The sequence below is a fragment of the Actinosynnema sp. CA-299493 genome (assembly GCF_050946825.1).
Taxonomy (GTDB): Bacteria; Actinomycetota; Actinomycetes; order Mycobacteriales; family Pseudonocardiaceae; genus Actinosynnema.
The window spans coordinates 3,259,046-3,277,283 of record NZ_CP191993.1; the positions used below are offsets into that span (position 1 = coordinate 3,259,046).

The window sequence follows — 18,238 nt, forward strand, 5'->3', positions numbered from 1 at the left end:
CGGATTCGAAGTAGCCGTGGACCTTGCTCCTCGATCCTGCGCGCGGATGGTCTGACCTGCCACGACTTGTTTCCTCCCGGCTGGGAGGCTCAGCCTCCCAGCGCCCGGTGGGGGTCGTCCGCGGGCAGCCACACGCCGTCCCGGCGCAGGCCGAGGTCGCCCACGTCACGCGTGACGGCGTCGGCGACGGCCAGCACGGAGGGCCGGACCTCGTCGTCGCGGCGGACGAGGGACCACGTCCACATCACCTCCGGGTCGACCACCGGGCGGTGGACCAGGTCCGGCGGCAGCGGCGTGGTCTGGCCCTTGGGCGAGTTGAGCACCGGGGTGGTGCACTCCCGCACGTGGTCGAAGAACGCCGGCCCCGTGACCGCGCCGTTGTGGATGCGCACCACGCGGGCGCCGGTGTCGCGGGCGAACTCCTCGGCGAACTCGTTCCAGGACGACCACGACGTGACGTCGTCGTCCACGAGCACGGCGGTGTCCGCGGCCCGCACCGGACCGGTGTCCGCGCCGGTCGACACGGCGTAGAGCCGGTCCGCGCCGAGCAGCCGCGCGGTCAACCCGTGGTGCGCGAGATCGGCGGCGCGCACCCAGCACACGGCCAGGTCGAGGCTGCCGTCGGCGACCCGGGCCGCCTGCGCGTGCGACGGCACGACCCAGGTGTCCACGTACAGCTGCGCGGCCCCGGCCGTGCGCGTGGTCAGGTCGGGCGGCAACCAGTTGACGTAGCCGAGGCGCACCGGATCGGCCCCGGACAGCTGCCGCGCCCGGCGACGCAGCTCGTCGGCCCGGTCGAGCAGCGCGCGTGCCTCGGGCAGCAACGCGGCGCCGGTCGCGGTGAGGGCGACCGTCCGGCGGTCGCGGGCGAACAGCGGCACGCCCAGGTCGCGTTCGAGCGCCTTGATCTGCTGCGACAGCGACGGTCCGGCGATCAGCAAGCGGGCCGCGGCGCGACCGAAGTGCAGTTCCTCGGCGACCGCGACGAAGTACCGGAGCTGCCGCAGTTCCACGGGACCGCATCCTAGGAGGCGGATCGCCGGCACGAGAGGCCGACCGGCTCGCGTCGTGGTCGTGGTGGGCGACTGACGCCCGACCTCCGGGCGCGGTCGCGGGACCCGCGCCGGGTTGACGGGCGACCCCGGAAGTCCTTGGATCCGATCATGTCGATGGGACCGACCGCCATGGGTGACCGGGTGCTCGCCAAGGTCGCCGTCCGGATCCTGCCGTTCCTGGCGCTGCTCTACTTCGTCAACTACCTGGACCGCGTCAACATCGGGTTCGCCGCGCCGAACGGGCTGAACGACGAGCTCGGGCTCACCGCGACGGCGTTCGGGTTCGCGTCCGGCGTCTTCTTCCTCGGCTACCTGCTCCTGGAGGTGCCGAGCAACCTCGCCCTGCACCGGTTCGGCGCGCGCCGCTGGCTGGCCCGGATCATGATCAGCTGGGGCGTGGTGGCCACCGCCATGGCCTTCGTGCCCAACGCGGCCACCCTGGTGGTCCTGCGGTTCCTGCTCGGCGTCGCGGAGGCCGGGTTCTTCCCGGGGATCATCCTGTACCTGACGTACTGGTTCCCGGCCGCGCAGCGCGCGAAGGCGGTCGCGCTGTTCATGGTGGCGGTGCCCGTCTCCTCGGCGATCGGGTCCACCGTGTCCAGCCTGCTCATCACGCACGGCGACGGCGTGTTCGGGCTGTCCGGCTGGCGGTTCATGTTCCTGGTCGAGGGCGTCCCGGCGATCCTGCTCGCGTTCGTCACCTGGTTCTACCTGACCGACCGGCCGGAGCGGGCCGCCTGGCTGACCGAGGACGAACGCCGCTGGCTCGCCGGGGAGCTGGAGGCCGAGCGCCGCGCTAAGGAGGCCGAGCACCACTGGCCGCTGCGCAAGGCGTTGCTGCACCCGCGCGTCCTGGGGCTGGCGTTCGTCTACTTCGCCATCGCCTACGGCCTGTACGCGCTGGGGTTCTTCCTGCCGACCATCATCGCCGGGTTCGGTCAGCAGTTCGGGACGAAGCTGACCGTGCCGCAGGCCGGGCTGGTGACCGCCGTCCCGTACGCGGTCGCGGCGACGGTCATGGTGTTCTGGGCGCGTCACGGCGACCGGGTGGACGAGCGGAAGTGGCACGTGGCGCTGCCGATGCTGGTCGGCGGCTGCGCCATCCCCGTCGCGCTCCACCTCGGCAACCCCTACGCCGCGATGGCCGCCGTCACCGTCTGCGCGGTGGGCGTGTGCTGCGCGCTGCCGACGTTCTGGGCGCTGCCGTCGAACTTCCTGTCCGGCACGGCCGCGGCGGGCGGCATCGCGCTGATCAACTCGCTCGGCAACACCAGCGGGTTCGCCGCGCCCTACCTCACCGGCTGGCTCCGCGACCTCACCGGCAGCCAACGCGCCGGCATGTGGCTGGTGGGCGGGTGCATGGTCGCCGGAGCGCTGCTCGCCCTCGCGTTGGGCGCCACACCGCGGTCCGGCGACCCACACCGCGGTCTCGGCGACCCGTCGGCCCGGTAGCGGGGACCACCGGACCGTCGGGCTCCGTCCAGCGTGCGCGTGCAGGTTATACTCTATAACCAGCCGTCATGGCCTCTCAGACCCCGGAAGTGGTGAACGGTGGCCGACCCGACCGGGCCGTACGAGACGAAGAGCGAGTACGCCTACGGCTACCTGCGTCGGCAGATCCTCGGTGGCGAACTGGCGCCGGGGGCGGGCATCAACCAGTTCACGCTGGCCAAGGCCATCGGGATCAGCACGACGCCGCTGCGGGAGGCGCTCAAGCGCCTGAAGAGCGAGGGCCTGGTCGAGCTGGACGCGCACCGCGACGCCCGGGTCACGCCGTTGCGGGCGGAGGAGGCCCGGGACCTGGTGGAGCTGCGGCGTGCGCTCGACCCGCTCGCCGTCGCGCTGGCGGCCGAACGGCGGACCGCCGCCGACATCGCGGCGATCCGCGAGGCGGCGGAGGGGCTGCGCGCGCTGCCGGGCGACCCCGACCACGAAGAGCTGCTGGCCCACCGGCGCTTCCACGCGGCCCTGTACCGGGCTTCGCACAACGTGCTGCTGGTCGAGACGCTGGACGGCCTGTGGGACAAGGCCGACCGCTACCGCAGGATGGCGCTGGAGGTCGACCGCGGTGACGCGGCGCGGGCGCGGAAGGACCACGAGCACGGCGCGCTGGTCGACCTGGTGGTGGCCGGTGACGCCGAGGGAGCGTCGGCCGTGATGCGCGAGCACGTCGACACGAGCCTCGGCGCACAGGCCGCGTGGCGCTTGCGCGAGCAGCGCTGACGGTCCCCGCCGGCCGGAACCGTTGCGGCGCGGGCACGACGGGCTCACCGGTGACTTCGGCGCCGGGGTTCGGTGCGGGGTTGGCGGGCCGGCGCGGCGCGAGGACGATCGACCCGGCACCGCCGATCGTGTGGTGGGAGCGACGCGCACCGTCCTCCCACCGCGGCAGAGGGGAGCACCATGCGAGGAGCGAGGAACCTCCGGGGCGTCGTGATCGGGACGGCGGCCGTGGCGTTGTTCTGCGCCGGGGTGTCGACCGGGACCGCGCACGCCGCGTCGGGGACGCCGGTGGGGCTGGCGCTGGACTACACGTGCGCGGTCGCGTCCGGGCCGGAGCTGACCGTCACGGCCGACGTCACGTTCGTGCTGCCGGACGAGGGGATGGCGGGCGGCGACGTCCCGCACTACGAGCCCGCGTTCATCGACGTGGACCTGGCGCTCGGCGGTGACCGGGCCGGGTTGGCCGCGCGCGGCGGGGTGCGGTTGGACGGCGACAGCACCGCGACGCTCGCCGCGAGCTTCACCGGTCCGGTCACGGTGCGGAGCGAGGCCGTGCTGGCGTTCGCGCCGACGTGGGTCACCGCGTCGGGCGGCGGGCTGCCGCTGGCGGCGGCGGGCGGGTTCCCCGCGCTGCTCCTCCAGCAGGCCGGCGACTACGCCATCCACCTCGGCGACCTGGCGCTGTCGCTGCGGCCCGAGCGGGCCGACGGCACGCCGCTAGGGACGATCACCGCCACGTGCACGCCCGACCCCGCGCAGAGCGCCCTGCTGGGCACGCTGACGTCCGAGTCGAGCATCGTCGAGCACCCGGTGCGGCCGTCCCGGCTCCAGGTGACGGCGGTGACGCCCACCAGCGTCTCGTTGTCCTGGCACGCGGTCCCGTGGTGGTTCGAGACCTGGGGCTACGAGGTCCACCTCGACGGCGTGAAGGTCGCGTTCGTCACCGGGAAGCAGGCGACGATCACCGGCTTGGCGCCCGACAGCCAGCACCGGGTCAAGATCGTGACCCGGGACGTGCGGAGCTTCTCGTCACCGCCCAGCCAGGGCCTGGTGTTCGCCACGCCGCCGGTCCGCGGCTGACGGCGGACCCGGGCGGCGGCCCGCCCTGACCGCGGATCAGCGCCACCGGGGTCAGGGCGGACGCCGAGTCGCCGCACCGGAACGCGTACAGCAGGCAGTCGCCCACCCGCCAAGCGGCCATGCGCGAACCCAACGGCGCGGAAAGCGACCGCACGGACCGCTGCCGACCTGGGTGCACCGGCCGCACAACCCGCACAGCCCATTGTACGGGCAGTGATCATGCGGTAGCGATGAGCGCATGGAAACCTACGTGCTCGACCCGACCGGTCGCGACATCCAGTCGGAGGCGGCGGAATTACGCGCCCGCGGCCCGGCGACGCCGGTCGGACTCCCGGGCGGCGTGCGGGCGTGGTGGGTCGGCGACCTCGGCCTGCTGCGCGGCCTGCTCACCGACCCGCGCGTTTCCAAGGACGCCCGCCGGCACTGGCCCGCCATGGCGAACATCCCGCAGGACTGGCCGCTGTACCTCTGGGTCGCGGCGCGCAACATGTTCACCGCCTACGGCGCCGACCACCGCAGGCTGCGGCTGCTGATCTCCAAGGGGTTCACCGCCCGGCGCACCGAGGCGTTGCGCCCGCAGGTGCGGGAGATCGCGGCCGGCCTGGTCGACCGGCTCGCCGCCGGACCGGACCTGGCCGACGTGCGCGCCGGGTTCGCCTACCCGCTGCCGATCGAGGTCATCTGCCGGTTGATGGGCGTGCCCGACGACGCCCGCGCGGAGCTGCGCCACATCGTGGACAGCCTCTTCGCCACCACGACGACGCCCGAGCAGGCGATCGCCAACCAGGGCCGGCTCTACGAGATCCTGCACGACGTGGTGGCCGCCAAGCGGGCCGCGCCGGGCGACGACCTGACCAGCGCCCTGATCGCCGCCCGTGACGAGGGCGACGCCGGGCTGGCCGAGGCCGAACTGGTCGACACCCTCCTGCTGATGATCGCCGCCGGCCACGAGACCACCGTCAACCTCCTCGACCAGGCCATCACCGCGCTGCTCACCCACCCCGACCAGCTCCGCCTGGTCCGCTCCGGCGAGCGCGCCTGGGGCGACGTGATCGAGGAGACGCTGCGGTGGCAGGCCCCGGTGGCGAACCTGCCGCTGCGCTACGCCGTCGAGGACATCGAGCTGGACGGCGTGACGATCCGCCGGGGCGAGGCGATCCTCGCGGGCTACGCCGCGGCCGGGCGCGACCCGGCGCACCACGGCGACACGGCCGAGCGGTTCGACCTCACGCGCGCGGACAAGACGCACCTGTCGTTCGGCCACGGCGTCCACCACTGCCTCGGCGCGCCGCTGGCCCGGCTCGAGGCCGAGGTGGCGTTGCCCGCGTTGTTCGACCGCTTCCCGGACATCGCGCCCGCCGTGCCCGCCGACGAGCTGGCGCCCGTCCACTCGTTCATCTCCAACGGCCACCGCACGCTGCCGGTCACACTGCGGTAGCCAGCCCCTGGTAAGCGGCGAGCACGAGACCGAGACCCCGGCTGTCGCCCAGCGCGCCCTGCTCCAGCATCTGGTTCATCGCGTACGCCACCGTCAGCCGGGTGTCCAGGTCGACCACCACGACGGAACCGCCCCACCCGCCCCAGGAGCACGTCCGCCCCTCGACCCGGTAGCCGAGGCCGTACCGGATCGGCACGTCCAGGTAGCGGTCCACGCCCCGGAACTGCTCCTCCAGCACGCGGCGGCACCCGGCCTCCGACAGCAGCCGCACGCCGCCGACCGCGCCGCCGGACGCCAGCACCGACTGCACCAGGCCGACCGAGCGCGCGTTGCCGTGCCCGCCCGCCGACGGGATCTCGGCCCGGCGCCACGCGGCGGTGTTGGCGTCCCGCGCCACGATGGAGGGGTTGGGCTCCTCACCGTCCAGGCCGGGCGCCGGGGCGTCGGACGCGCCCGGTGGCGGGATCACGGGCGCGACCCGGTGGTCGTGCTCGGCGGGCAGGCCGATGTGGAAGTCCGCGCCGAGCGGCCCGGCCACCTCCTCGGCGAAGAACGCGCCCAGGCCGCGGCCGGTGACCCGGCGGACCACCTCGCCGATCAGGAAGCCCTGCGTCAACGGGTGGTAGCAGCCGACCGCGCCCGGCGCCCACCGGGCGGGCTGCGCGGCCAGCCGCGCCGTCGCGTCCTCCCAGTCGAACAGCTCGGGCACGGTGATCGGGTCGGTCCACGTCGGCAGCCCGGCGGTGTAGCCGAGCACGTGCCGCACCCGCACGCCGCCCTTGCCCGCCGCGGCGAACTCCGGCCAGTACTCGGCGACCGGCGCGTCCAGGTCGATCACGCCCCGGTCGGCGAGCATCAACGCGCACAACGCCACCATCGTCTTGGTGGTGGACCAGACGTTGACGATCGTGTCCCGCTCCCACGGCGTGGTGCGCTCCGCGTCGACATGGCCGCCCCAGAGGTCGACCACCGGCTCGCCGTCCACGTACACGGCGACCGACGCGCCGACGTCGTCCGCGTCCAGGGAAGCCGCGAACGCGTCGCGCACGGGGCCGAACCGGTCATCGCACGTGCCCTGGATCTCCGCCACCGCCGGAACGTAACGCCACCCGCCCGGGTCGGGCGACCGGTTTGTTGCCCAACCGCGCGGTGGCCGACCCGGGCCAGGACGATCACGCTGCGCTGTTCGGCGCAACCTCCCCCCGGCGACGCGCAGCGCGCCACCGGCGCACCTAGGGTCTGGTTCATGAGCCACTCCGGCGATGCCATCTCCCGCCGCAACTTCCTCGGGGCCTCGGCCGTCGCGTGGTTGCCGGTCGGCGCGCTGCTACCGGGTGAGGGCGCGGGCGACCCGCCGCCCGCGTTCCCGGCGGGGATCGACCTGTACCGGCAGTCCTACCGGAACTGGGCGGGCGAGATCCACACCGACGACCTGTGGACGTGCGCCCCGCGCACCCCGCAGGACGTGGTGCTGCTCGCGAACTGGGCGCACGGCCAGGGCTTCACCCTGCGGCCACGGGGTTTCCGGCACGGGTGGTCGCCGCTGACCGTCACCGCGGGCACCACCGGCGCGGACCGGGTCGTGCTCGTCGACACCACCCGGCACCTCACGGCCATGGCGCTGCTGCCGAACGCGGTGCGGACGCAGACCGGCGCGTCGATGGACGACCTGCTGGCGTTCCTGGAGGACGCGGGCCTCGGTGTGACCAACACGCCCGCGCCGGGCGACCTGACCGTCGGCGGCGTGCTCGCGATCAACGGCCACGGCACGTCCGTCCCGGCCGTCGGCGAGACCCGGCCGCCGGGCCACACCTACGGCTCGCTCAGCAACATGATCATCTCGCTGACCGCCGTCGTCTGGGAGGGCGGCGAGTACCGGTTGCGCACGTTCCAGCGGCACGAGCCCGAGTGCGCCGCGTTGCTGACCCACGTGGGCCGCGCGTTCCTGACCGAGGTCACCCTCCGCGTCGGCGCGAACCAGAACCTGCGCTGCGTCAGCCGGGTCGACATCCCCACCAGCGAGCTGTTCGCGCCGCCGGGCAGCGGCGCGACCCGCACGTTCGCGAGCTTCCTCGACCAGGCCGGCCGGGTCGAGGCGATCTGGTTCGCCTTCACCGACCGCCCGTGGCTCAAGACGTGGAGCGTCGCGCCGACCAAGCCGCTCACCTCGCGCCACGTCGTGACGCCGTACAACTACCTGTTCTCCGACAACGTCCCCAAGCCCGTGTCCGATCTCGCGGACCTGCTGATCACCGGCGCGTGGGCGCTCACCCCGACCTTCGGCCAGTTGCAGTACACGACCGCGACCGCCGGGCTGACCGCCACGCTCACCACGGACCTGTGGGGCGCGTCGAAGAACCTGCTGCTCTACGTCAAGCCGACCACCCTGCGCGAGACCGCCAACGGGTACGCGGTGCTGACCAGCCGGGCGGAGGTCCAGCGCGTGGTCAGCGACTTCGCCGCGCACTACGAAGACCTCCTGCTGTCCTACAAGAGCCGAGGCCTGTTCCCGGTCACCGGCCAGGTGGAGATCCGCGTCGGCGGCCTGGACGACCCGGCGCACGTGGGCGTGGCGGGCGCGCGGAAGCCCGCGCTGTCGGCCGTCCGACCGCGCGAGGACCACCCCGAGTGGGACGTCGCGGTGTGGTTCGACGTGCTGACGTTCCCGACCGCCCCGGGCGCGGCGGCGTTCTACCGGGAGCTGGAGCAGTTCTTCTTCAGCCACTACACGGGCGCGTACGCGACGACCCGCGCCGAGTGGTCCAAGGGCTGGGCCTACACCGACGAGGCGGCCTGGGCCGACCACACCGTGCTCACGTCCACCGTGCCCGACAGCTACCGGCAGGGCCCGGACCCGAGTTGGGACGCGGCGCTCGCCACGCTCGACGCCCACGACCCGCACCGGGTGTTCAGCAACCCGTTCCTGGACGTGCTGCTGCCCTGAGAGTCCTTACCGGGAGACCTTGCCCAGTTCCTTCAGCACGGCCTTCAGCTGCGCACCGCGGAGCTTCCCGGAGAAGGTCCAGGTGTCGACCACGTCTGCGGCCTTGACGACGCTCATCTGGTCGAGCCGGACCCAGTAGACGCCGATCGAGGTCTCAACCTCGACGGCGCGGGCGCGGTCCGCCGGCTTGGGCCTGGTCGAGTCGAACCGGGCGATCCGCACCGCGTCCGCGCCGTCCAACGCCAGTCCGGCCTCGAGGACCGCGACCTTCCGGTGGTTGTGCTTCATGATCGTGCCGACGTGCTTCGTAGCCATCCGGCGAGCCTCCGAGTGAGGGGGAGCTTGCACCGTAGGCACTACGCCGCGTGGTTGGCGACATCCGAACGGACTAACTCGTCACCGTTCAGGCGGCAGAGAACGGGGTCGAGGGTCAGCGGTAGGTCACCGATGCGCGGCTCGACGTCATCGTTCCTCCCGGCTCAGGCCGCGCAGCGCCGACACCACGAGGGCGCGGGTCAGCGGGACCTTGAAACCGTTGCCGGCCAACGGCTCCGCGCCCGCGAGCTCCGCGTCGACCGCCCGCCGGAACACCTCCTCGTCGGCCGGTGAGCCGAGCACCACCTCCTCCGCCCGCCGAGCCCGCCACGGCTTGTGCGCGACACCGCCGAGCGCGATCCGCGCGTCGCGCACCACGCCGTCCTCGATCCGCAGCACGGCCGCGACGGACACCAGCGCGAACGCGAACGACGCCCGGTCGCGCACCTTCCGGTACGTCGACCGCGTGCCCGGCGGCAACGGCGGCAGGTCCACCGACGTGATCAGGTCCGACGGCGTCAGCACGGTGTCGCGATGCGGCTCTTCGCCGGGCAGCCGGTGCAGCCCGACCAGCGGGACCACCCGCCGCCCCGCCGCGCCGAGCACGACCACCCGCGCGTCGAGCGCCGCCATCGCCACCGCCATGTCCGACGGGTGCGTGGCCACGCAGTGCGCGGACGCGCCCAGGATGGCGTGGTGCCGCGTGCAGCCGCCGATCGCCGAGCACCCGGTGCCCGGCTCACGCTTGTTGCACGGCGCGGTGAGGTCCCGGAAGTACGCGCACCGGGTGCGCTGGAGCAGGTTGCCGCCGGTCGTGGCCAGGTTCCGGATCTGCCCGGACGCGCCCGACCGCAGCGCCAGCGCCAGCACCGGGTAGTCCCGCCGGACCACGGGGTGCGCGGCCAGGTCGGCGTTGCGCACGGTCGCGCCGATCCGCAGCCCGCCGTCCGGCAGCCCGGCCACGGTGTCCAGCGGCAGCCCGCTGATGTCGACCAGGACGTCGGGCGCGGCGAGGCCGCGCCTCACGTGGTCGACCAGGTCGGTCCCGCCGGCGAGGAACGCGACGCCCGCCGACCCGGCCGCGGCGGCGACGGCGCCCTCGGCGTCGGACGCGCGTCGGTAGTCGAACGGCATCACCGCGCACCGGCCGGCACCGCGAGCGCCGGGCGCGTGATCGCGCGCCGCCCGTCCACGCGCGGTTCGACCCCACCGTCCACGGCCCGGCTCCTCCGACTCGGCGTCCTCTTGGACTTCCCGTGCCCGGCCGGGTCAACCGACGATCCGTCGAACGGTTCAGCCCTCCGATGTATGAAGAGATTTCGTGCGCGATTCAGGCTTTCGCGCGGCGAGGGGTATCGACACTTCGGATGTCTTGTTATCTTCGCCACCGAAGACCGACGCAGACGAGGCGGTAGCCGAAGTGGACCAGCGGACGCTCACGCTCTGGTACGACGAGCCCGCCACCGACTGGGAGACCGAGTCGCTGCCCATCGGCAACGGCGCGCTCGGCGGCGGCGTGTTCGGCGGCGTGGCGGGGGAGCGGATCCAGCTCAACGAGAAGACGTTGTGGACCGGCGGCCCCGGCTCGGCGGAGGGCTACGACTTCGGCAACCCGACCGACCCGCGACCGGACGCGCTGCGCGAGGTCCAGGAGCTGATCGAGCGAGACCACCGGGTCGCGCCGGAGGCCGTCGCGGCGATCCTCGGCCGGCCGCGCCGTGGTTTCGGCGCTTACCAACCGTTCGGCGAGCTCGTCCTGGCCCTCACCGACCCGCCCGCCGAGGGCGCGGAGTACCGGCGTGACCTCGACCTGTCCCGCGCGGTGGCCTCGGTGTCCTACCAGGCGGACGGCGTCCGGTACACCCGCGAGTACTTCGCCAGTGCGGCCGACGGCGTGCTCGTGGCCCGGCTCTCCGCCGACCGGCCCGGCCGGATCGGGTTCACCGCCTCGATCACCGCGCCGGACAACCGATCGCGGCGGTTCACGGCGAACGACGGCCGGGCCACCTTCACCGGGGCCCTGCACGACAACGGCCTGCGCTTCGAGTCGCAGTTCCAGCTGCTCAACCAGGGCGGCACGCGCACCGACAACGCCGACGGCTCGGTCACCGCGACCGACGCCGACAGCGTGGTGCTGGTGTTCGCCGCCGGCACCGACTACGCCGGGCACCACCCGGCCTACCGCGGCCCGGACCCGCACGACCGCGTCCAGCGCACCGTCGACGCCGCGTCGGCGAAGGGGTGGGACCGGCTCCTCGACGCCCACCTGCGCGACTACCGCGCGTTGTTCGACCGGGTGCGCCTGGACCTCGGCCGGCAGCCGGTCGACGTGCCCACCGACGAGCTCCTGCGCGGTTACGCCACCGCGCCCGCCCCGGCCCGGCGGGCGCTGGAGGTCCTCTACTTCCAGTACGGCCGCTACCTGCTGATCTCCTCGTCACGGCCCGGTTCGCTGCCCGCGAACCTGCAAGGGGTGTGGAACGCCTCGGTCACGCCGCCGTGGAACGCCGACTACCACGTGAACATCAACCTCCAGATGAACTACTGGCCCGCGGAGACGACGAACCTCGCCGAGACCACCGGGCCGCTGTTCGACTTCGTGGACGGGCTGCGCGAGCCGGGCGCGGTCACGGCCCGGCAGGCGCACGGCGCCCGCGGTTGGGTCGTCAACAACGAGACCAACCCGTTCGGCTTCACCGGCGTGCACGACTGGCCCACCGCGTTCTGGTTCCCCGAGGCGGGCGCGTGGCTGGCGCGGCACCACCACGAGCACTACCTGTTCACCGGCGACCGCACGTTCCTGCGCGAGCGGGCGTACCCCGTGCTGAAGGAGCTCGCCGAGTTCTGGCTCGACGGGCTGAGGGTGGACCCGCGTGACGGCGGGCTCGTCGTCACGCCGAGCTACTCGCCCGAGCACGGCGACTTCTCCGCGGGCGCGGCGATGTCGCAGCAGATCGTCCGGCAGCTGTTCGCCGACGTCGTCTCCGCCGCCGACGACGTGGGTGACGTCGCGTTCGGGGCCGAGGTCCGCGAGGCGCTGGACCGCCTCGACCCCGGCACGCGGATCGGCTCCTGGGGCCAGCTGCGGGAGTGGAAGGAGGACTGGGACGACCCGGCCGACACCCACCGGCACGTGTCGCACCTGTTCGCGTTGTTCCCCGGCAACGGCATCAGCCCGCTGGAGACCCCGGAACTCGCCGCCGCCGCGCGGACGTCGCTGACCGCGCGCGGTGACGGCGGCACCGGGTGGAGCAAGGCCTGGAAGATCAACTTCTGGGCGCGGCTGCACGACGGCGACCACGCGCACCGGGTGCTGGCCGAGCAGCTGACCGGCAGCACCACCGCGAACCTCTGGGACACGCACCCGCCGTTCCAGGTCGACGGCAACTTCGGCGCGACGGCCGGCGTGGCGGAAATGCTGCTGCAGAGCCACGACGGCGTGGTGCACGTGCTGCCGGCGTTGCCGGGGGAGTGGCGCGACGGTTCCTGCACCGGCCTGCGGGCACGCGGTGACGTCACGGTCGACGCGCGCTGGTCCGACGGCGTGGCACGGGAAATCGCGCTGACCACCGGCCAGGACGGCACCGTCACCGCGCGCAGCACCCTGTTCGGCGGCGACTTCCGACTCGTGGACGCCCGGACCGGCCGCCGGGCGCCGGCGCGGACGGACGGCGACTCGATCACCTTCACCGCTTCCGCCGGCCACCGCTACGTCGCCACCGCCCGCTGAGCCGCTACCGGGTGAGTCGCCCCGGTGAACTCGGCGTCCGACGGGTAGTGCGGCGTGGTGTCCTCGCCGGCCGTCGAACAAGGCGGTCCCGTGCCCGACGGCCGGGCACGGGACCGCTCACTCGGTCACGTGGTCACGCCGGACGCCTCAGCCGATGGGGAAGCTCGGGTGCGGCGGCTGGTTGTAGGCGGTGTTCTGCCAGGCCACGGCGACCCGGTACTGCCGGTCCTGCATCAGCGACGGCCGTGAGATGCCGGTGGAGTCCGTGGTGGCGTAGATGCGCAGCTTGGTGTTGTCCGACGTGCGCCAGATGACCTCCTCGCGCCAGTCGCCGAGGATGTCGGCCGACAGCGCGGGGGTGGACTTGGTGCCGTTGTTGGAGGCCACCCCGGACCCGGTCAGCAGCCGCGTGTCGCCGCTCGTGCCGTACTTGTCGATGTGGGTGCCGTCGAGCAGCTCGCGCTGCGCGTCGCCGTCCCACCAGATCACGAAGTTCGCCGACGACGGGATGCGGCCCACGCTGGAGCCCGAGGCGTTGAGCAGGTTCGACGGCGCGCCACCGCCGGTCGCCCAGAACTCCGCGCCCGCGTTGCCCGCGTAGATGTCCGCGGCCACACCGCGACCGGGGCCTTCCGCGCCGGTGTTGTTCGGCTTCGAGAAGATGATCGCGCCGGTCCGCGCGTCGTGCAGCTCGAACCCGGTGCCGCCGCTCTCGTGGATGTCGAACACCTCCAGCCCGGCCCGGCTGGGCACGAAGTCGCCCACGTGCAGCGCGTCACCGTGCCCGAGCCGCGTGGTGTAGAGGCCGGAACCGTTGTCGTCCACCGTCATCGCGCCGTAGATGATCTCGTCCCGGCCGTCCGCGTCGACGTCGGCGACGGACAGGTTGTGGTTGCCCTGGCCCGCCCACGTCGAGCCGTTGGTGGAGCTGTTGCTGTCGAACGTCCACCGCCGGGTCAGCTGGCCGTTGCGCCAGTCCCACGCGGAGATCACGGACCGGGTGTAGTAGCCGCGGGCCATGATGATGCTCGGCCGCGAGCCGTCCACGTACGCCGTGCCCGCCAGGAACCGGTCCACCCGGTTGCCGTACGAGTCGCCCCACGACGACACCGTCCCGCGCGGCGGCACGTAGTCCGCGCTGGCGAGCACCGCACCGTCGCTGCCCCGGAACACCGTCAGGAACTCCGGCCCGGCCAGGACGTAGCCCGACGAGTTGCGGTGGTCGGCGCTGGAGTTGCCGATCACCTGGCCGGTGCCCGAACGGGTGCCGTCGGCGGTCTTCACGACCACCTCGGCCCGGCCGTCGCCGTCGTAGTCGAACACCTGGAACTGCGTGTAGTGCGCCCCGGCGCGGATGTTGCGGCCCAGGTCGATCCGCCACAGCCGGGTGCCGTCCAGCCGGTAGGCGTCGATGAAGACGTTGCCCGTGTAGCCGGCCTGCGAGTTGTCCTTGGCGTTGGTCGGGTCCCACTTCAGCACGATCTCGTACTGGCCGTCGCCGTCGAGGTCGCCGACACTGGCGTCGTTCGCGGTGTAGGTGTAGTTCTCGCCGGACGGCGTCCGACCGCCCGCCGGGATCTGAAGCGGCACGTCACGCGTGCTCGCCGCGATGCCGACGTCGTCCGTCGTCGCGGTGAACCGCAGCGAGGGGTCGGCGTCGGCCGCGGTGACCTGCTCGACGCCGTCGACGACCGGCCGGACGGTGTAGTCGGCGTTCGCGGGGGCGCCCTGGTCGACGTGGTTGGACGACCCGGCGATCGGGGTCGCGTTCACCTTGACGCCGTCGCGGTAGAGGTTGAAGGCGGTGCCCGGCGCGTCGCTCGCGAGCACCCGCCAGCTGATGTAGTTCCCGGCGCCGGTGTGGACGCTGACGACACCCCGGTTCAGGCGTTCGCCCTGCTGTGTCCCCGCGCTCTGCGGTATCCCCGTGCCCGGCGCCGATGTCGCGGCCGGGGCGGACACCGCGGCCGACGTCGACACCGACGCGGCCACGAGGACGGCCGCGGCCAGTCCGCGACCGATGGTCTTTGCGCGCACGCTACCTCCACCTGTGCGATAACTCCGTTGTTATGGCGTGGAAAGGACACGCGGTGACCGGACCGGTCGACCACGTGCGGCGGCGACGATCTCACGATCGGCCGCGACTCCGAGTAGCGGCCTGGATGGGGACCGTACACACGCCCTGGGGCGCGCGCAACGGTCTGAAACGTATCAGTGTGTCGGTGTCAGCATCTGGCTACAGCGGCGCGGCGGACCGGGGAAGCCGTTCCTTGACGGGTCACCGGAGCCTGGATAGCGTGACCGGCAGAGAATGAAACGCTTCATGGCCGACGCTGCGCCTTCGGGAGCATCGCGCCGAAGACCACGCCCACCACCGTCAGCCCGGCCGCGACGGCGATGGCCACCCGGAAGCCGTCGGTGAACGAGGCCGCCGAGGCGTACGTGCCCGACGCGCCGAAGGCGGCGGCCAGGACGGCGATGCCGAACGCCGCGCCCAGCTGCCGCATCGTGCCGAAGGCGCCGGATGCCTTGCCGATGTCACCGGGCGCGCTGGTGCTGACCACCGCCTTGGTCACCGCCGGGATGGCCAGCGCGAAACCGATGCCGCCCAACGTCATGGGGCCGACCAGCGACAGGTAAGGCGAATCACCGGCCGCCACGAGCGCCAGCCACGCCAGACCGACCGAGTACGACGTCAGGCCGGCCACGACGAGCGGGCGTTCACCGAGCCGGTCGGCGAGGGCGCCGGCGCGCGGCGCGATCAGGAACGGCGCCAGACCCCACGGCAGCAGGCGCAGCCCGGCCTCCAGCGGATCGTGCCCGAGCGCGACCTGGAGGTACTGGGCGATGAAGAAGATCGCGCCGGTCAGCGAGCCGTTGAGGAGGAAGATGACGGCGTTGCCCGCGGCGAACGCGCGCGACCGGAACAGGTGCACGGGCAGCATCGGCGTGGCCGCACGGGTCTGCCGCCGCACGAAGAGCCCGGCGAAGACCGCGCCGCCGACGAGCGCGCCGACGACCTCGGCGCTGCCCCAGCCCGCCGCCTCGGCGCGGACCAGGCCCCAGACCAGGCCGACCGCGGCGACGCTGAACAGCAGCAGGCCGGGCAGGTCGATCGCGACGCCCCCGCCGAAGCTCTCCTTGACGCGGGCCAGCACCAGCGGGATCGCCACGACACCGATCGGCACGTTGAGCCAGAAGATCCACTCCCAGGCCAGGGCCTGGGTGAGCACACCGCCGATGACGGGGCCGAGCAGCGCCGCCAAGCCCGTGACGCCACCGTAGATGCCCAGCGCCCAGCCGCGGCGGTGCGGCGGGAACGTGGCGTTGAGCAGGCCGAGCGCCAGCGGCATGACGACGGCCGCGCCGACACCTTGAACGGTGCGCGCGGCGATCAGCGCGCCGGCCGACGGTGCCAGCGCGCACGCGACCGAGGCCAGCGAGAACAACGCGAGCCCGCCCGCGAACAACCGCCGACGGCCGAACCGGTCGCCCAGCGACGCGCCCGTCATCAGCAGGACGGCGAAGCTCAACGTGTACGCGTTGACGGTCCACTCCAGGTCCGCCAGCGACGCGCCCAGGTCGCGTTGGATCGCGGTCAGGGCGGTGGCGACGGCCAGCAGGTCGAGCACCACCACGAAGGAGCCGACGGACGCCAGCACCAGCACCCACCGCTGTCCCGCGCTCACGGCCCGATCCTCTGCCACTGACGGCTCCTGTCGGACGACGCGGCACCCCGGCACCGAGCATGCCGCCCGACCGCCCGGAAGTCTTCTTCCCCGGTGCCGTCGTCGGGACTACCCGGCCGTTCCCGACCAGGTGACCGGCAGCTCGTGCACACCGTAGATGTTCATGTCCGACTTGAGCCGCACCTCGTCGGCGGGGACGGCGAGCGCCAGCGTCGGGAAGCGGCGCAGCAGGCCGCCGAAACCGGCGCGCATCTCGATGCGGGCCAGCTGCTGCCCGAGGCACTGGTGGATGCCGTGGCCGAAGGCCAGGTGGCCGCGCGCCTGGCGGCGGACGTCCAGCGTGCCGGCGTCCTCGAAGCGCAGGGGGTCGTGGTTGGCGGCCAGCAGCGACACGACCACGGTCGAGCCCTTAGCGATCGTCTCACCGCCCAGCTCGACGTCCTCCGTCGCGTAGCGGTAGAAGATGTCGGCCACCGACAGGTAGCGCATCAGCTCCTCGACGGCGCCGGGCAGCAGCTCCGGGTCCTCCCGCAGCGCCGCCAGCTGCTCGGGGTGCTCCAGCAGCGCGAACGTGCCCAGCGACAGCATGTTGGCGGTGGTCTCGTGGCCCGCCAGCAGCAGCAGGAACGCGATGCCGGTCAACTCCTCGACGGAGAGGTCGTCGTGGCGGGCCAGGTCGGACAGCAGGTCCTCGGCGGGCTCGGCCCGCTTGCGCGTGACCAGCCCGGTGAGGAACGCGTTCATCGCGCCGAACGCGGCCATCTTCTCCTCGATCGCGATGTCCCGCTCCAGGAACCTGGCCGAGTCGGCCTGGAAGTTCTCCCGGTCCTCGTAGGGCACGCCGAGCAGCTCGCAGATCACCAGCGACGGCACCGGCAGCGCGAACGCCTCGACCAGGTCGACCGGCGGCGCCAGGCGCGCCAGCTCGTCCAGCTGCCGCTCCACGATGTCGGCGATGTGCTCTTCGAGCTGCTTCATGCGCTTCACGGTGAACGCGCCGGTGAGCCTCCGCCGCAGCCGGGTGTGGTCCGGCGGGTCCATGCTGATGAACAGGCCGGGCATCTGCGGCGACGGCTCGGTGGGCGCGGGCATCCCGGGCGTCTCGTACGGCACGTGGATGACGCCGAGGTCCTGGCGCGAGCTGAACCGGGTGTCGGCCATGAGCCGGCGGACCGCGTCGTAGCCGGTGACGAGCCAGCCCTCGTGACCGTCGGGGAACAGCATCGGGCTGACCGGGTGGGCCTCGCGCAACTCGGTGATCCGGCTGGGCGGGTCGAAGGGGCCCGCATCGCGCTCCATGGGCAGACCGTGCGGGATGGGAACCGTCCGGCTCATCGGGTGTCCTCTCGTGGTGGCTGTCGCGACCACGATCACCGGCCGGCCGGACACCGCGCTGACACCGGCCTGACACGGCCCTGACACCGCGTCCTAGGTGGTCGAGGCCCACTGCGAGAGGACGGCGAAGAACACCGCGAAGGCCACGAGGACGACCACGAAGCCGAGCGTGCCCGCCAGTACCAGCCCGGTGCCGACCGAGTTCCACGGCGGCCGGAAGAACTTGAGCACGCACCCCAGCACGGTCGAGCCGACCGCGACCCCGATGAACGCGTACGCGTACTCGCCACCGCGCCAGCCCGCGTCCGCGAAGTACCCCGCCTGGAACGCCGCGAGCACCGCGACCTGCGCCGCGAACGGCGCCAGGAAACCCGCGAACGCCACTCCGGGTCGTTTCCGCCGCTCGACGTCGATCACGCGGCCAGTCTC

Annotated in this window: 14 protein-coding genes; 6 read left to right on the top strand and 8 right to left on the bottom strand. The window is 73.0% G+C overall.

Annotation, left to right across the window (positions count from 1 at the left end; all coding sequences use genetic code 11):
* Positions 1–89 precede the first annotated feature (89 nt).
* Entirely contained in the window at positions 90–1,013 is a 924-nt protein-coding gene (locus ACQPYE_RS15145) for a LysR family transcriptional regulator (protein WP_498721836.1), read from the bottom strand.
* 150 nt (positions 1,014–1,163) lie between these two features.
* Between ACQPYE_RS15145 and ACQPYE_RS15150 the strand changes: the two genes are divergently transcribed.
* From ACQPYE_RS15150 to ACQPYE_RS15165, 4 genes are all read left to right on the top strand, one after another.
* A complete protein-coding gene (locus ACQPYE_RS15150) occupies positions 1,164–2,507 on the top strand; it encodes an MFS transporter (RefSeq protein ID WP_498721837.1) in 1,344 nt (447 codons plus the stop codon).
* Between the two features lie 99 nt (positions 2,508–2,606).
* Complete coding sequence (locus tag ACQPYE_RS15155) at positions 2,607–3,278, top strand: GntR family transcriptional regulator (protein WP_498721838.1); 672 nt, start codon at positions 2,607–2,609, stop codon at positions 3,276–3,278.
* Between the two features lie 180 nt (positions 3,279–3,458).
* A complete protein-coding gene (locus ACQPYE_RS15160; RefSeq protein WP_498721839.1) occupies positions 3,459–4,358 on the top strand; it encodes a DUF6801 domain-containing protein in 900 nt (299 codons plus the stop codon).
* Positions 4,359–4,596: 238 nt separating this feature from the next.
* Positions 4,597–5,796, top strand: coding sequence for a cytochrome P450 family protein (locus tag ACQPYE_RS15165; RefSeq protein ID WP_498721840.1), 1,200 nt, complete (start codon positions 4,597–4,599; stop codon positions 5,794–5,796).
* On the opposite strand, the gene ACQPYE_RS15170 is transcribed toward ACQPYE_RS15165, so the two are convergent.
* Positions 5,783–6,886, bottom strand: coding sequence for a serine hydrolase domain-containing protein (locus tag ACQPYE_RS15170; RefSeq protein WP_498721842.1), 1,104 nt, complete (start codon positions 6,884–6,886; stop codon positions 5,783–5,785). The two genes, ACQPYE_RS15165 and ACQPYE_RS15170, sit on opposite strands and share 14 nt — an antisense overlap.
* Positions 6,887–7,042: 156 nt before the next feature.
* Here ACQPYE_RS15170 and ACQPYE_RS15175 point away from each other — a divergent pair, with 156 nt between their 5' ends.
* Complete coding sequence (locus tag ACQPYE_RS15175; RefSeq protein ID WP_498721844.1) at positions 7,043–8,740, top strand: cholesterol oxidase substrate-binding domain-containing protein; 1,698 nt, start codon at positions 7,043–7,045, stop codon at positions 8,738–8,740.
* A gap of 6 nt (positions 8,741–8,746) precedes the next feature.
* On the opposite strand, the gene ACQPYE_RS15180 is transcribed toward ACQPYE_RS15175, so the two are convergent.
* Positions 8,747–9,055, bottom strand: coding sequence for a hypothetical protein (locus ACQPYE_RS15180; protein WP_498721845.1), 309 nt, complete (start codon positions 9,053–9,055; stop codon positions 8,747–8,749).
* A gap of 147 nt (positions 9,056–9,202) precedes the next feature.
* Positions 9,203–10,192, bottom strand: a complete 990-nt coding sequence (locus ACQPYE_RS15185) for an FAD binding domain-containing protein (protein ID WP_498721846.1) — start codon at positions 10,190–10,192, stop codon at positions 9,203–9,205.
* 283 nt (positions 10,193–10,475) lie between these two features.
* On the opposite strand from ACQPYE_RS15185, the gene ACQPYE_RS15190 reads away from it, so the two are divergent.
* Complete coding sequence (locus tag ACQPYE_RS15190) at positions 10,476–12,785, top strand: glycoside hydrolase family 95 protein (RefSeq protein WP_498721848.1); 2,310 nt, start codon at positions 10,476–10,478, stop codon at positions 12,783–12,785.
* Between the two features lie 147 nt (positions 12,786–12,932).
* Here the strand turns inward: ACQPYE_RS15190 and ACQPYE_RS15195 are convergent, their stop codons facing one another.
* The 4 genes from ACQPYE_RS15195 to ACQPYE_RS15210 form a co-directional block, all read right to left on the bottom strand.
* Positions 12,933–14,822, bottom strand: a complete 1,890-nt coding sequence (locus ACQPYE_RS15195; protein WP_498721850.1) for a rhamnogalacturonan lyase — start codon at positions 14,820–14,822, stop codon at positions 12,933–12,935.
* Positions 14,823–15,106: 284 nt separating this feature from the next.
* On the bottom strand, positions 15,107–16,474 hold the full coding sequence (locus tag ACQPYE_RS15200; RefSeq protein ID WP_498721852.1) for a DHA2 family efflux MFS transporter permease subunit: 1,368 nt from the start codon (positions 16,472–16,474) through the stop codon (positions 15,107–15,109).
* 108 nt (positions 16,475–16,582) lie between these two features.
* Positions 16,583–17,809, bottom strand: a complete 1,227-nt coding sequence (locus tag ACQPYE_RS15205; protein WP_498721854.1) for a cytochrome P450 — start codon at positions 17,807–17,809, stop codon at positions 16,583–16,585.
* A 93-nt stretch (positions 17,810–17,902) separates the two neighbouring features.
* Positions 17,903–18,226, bottom strand: coding sequence for a hypothetical protein (locus tag ACQPYE_RS15210; protein WP_498721856.1), 324 nt, complete (start codon positions 18,224–18,226; stop codon positions 17,903–17,905).
* Positions 18,227–18,238 lie beyond the last annotated feature (12 nt).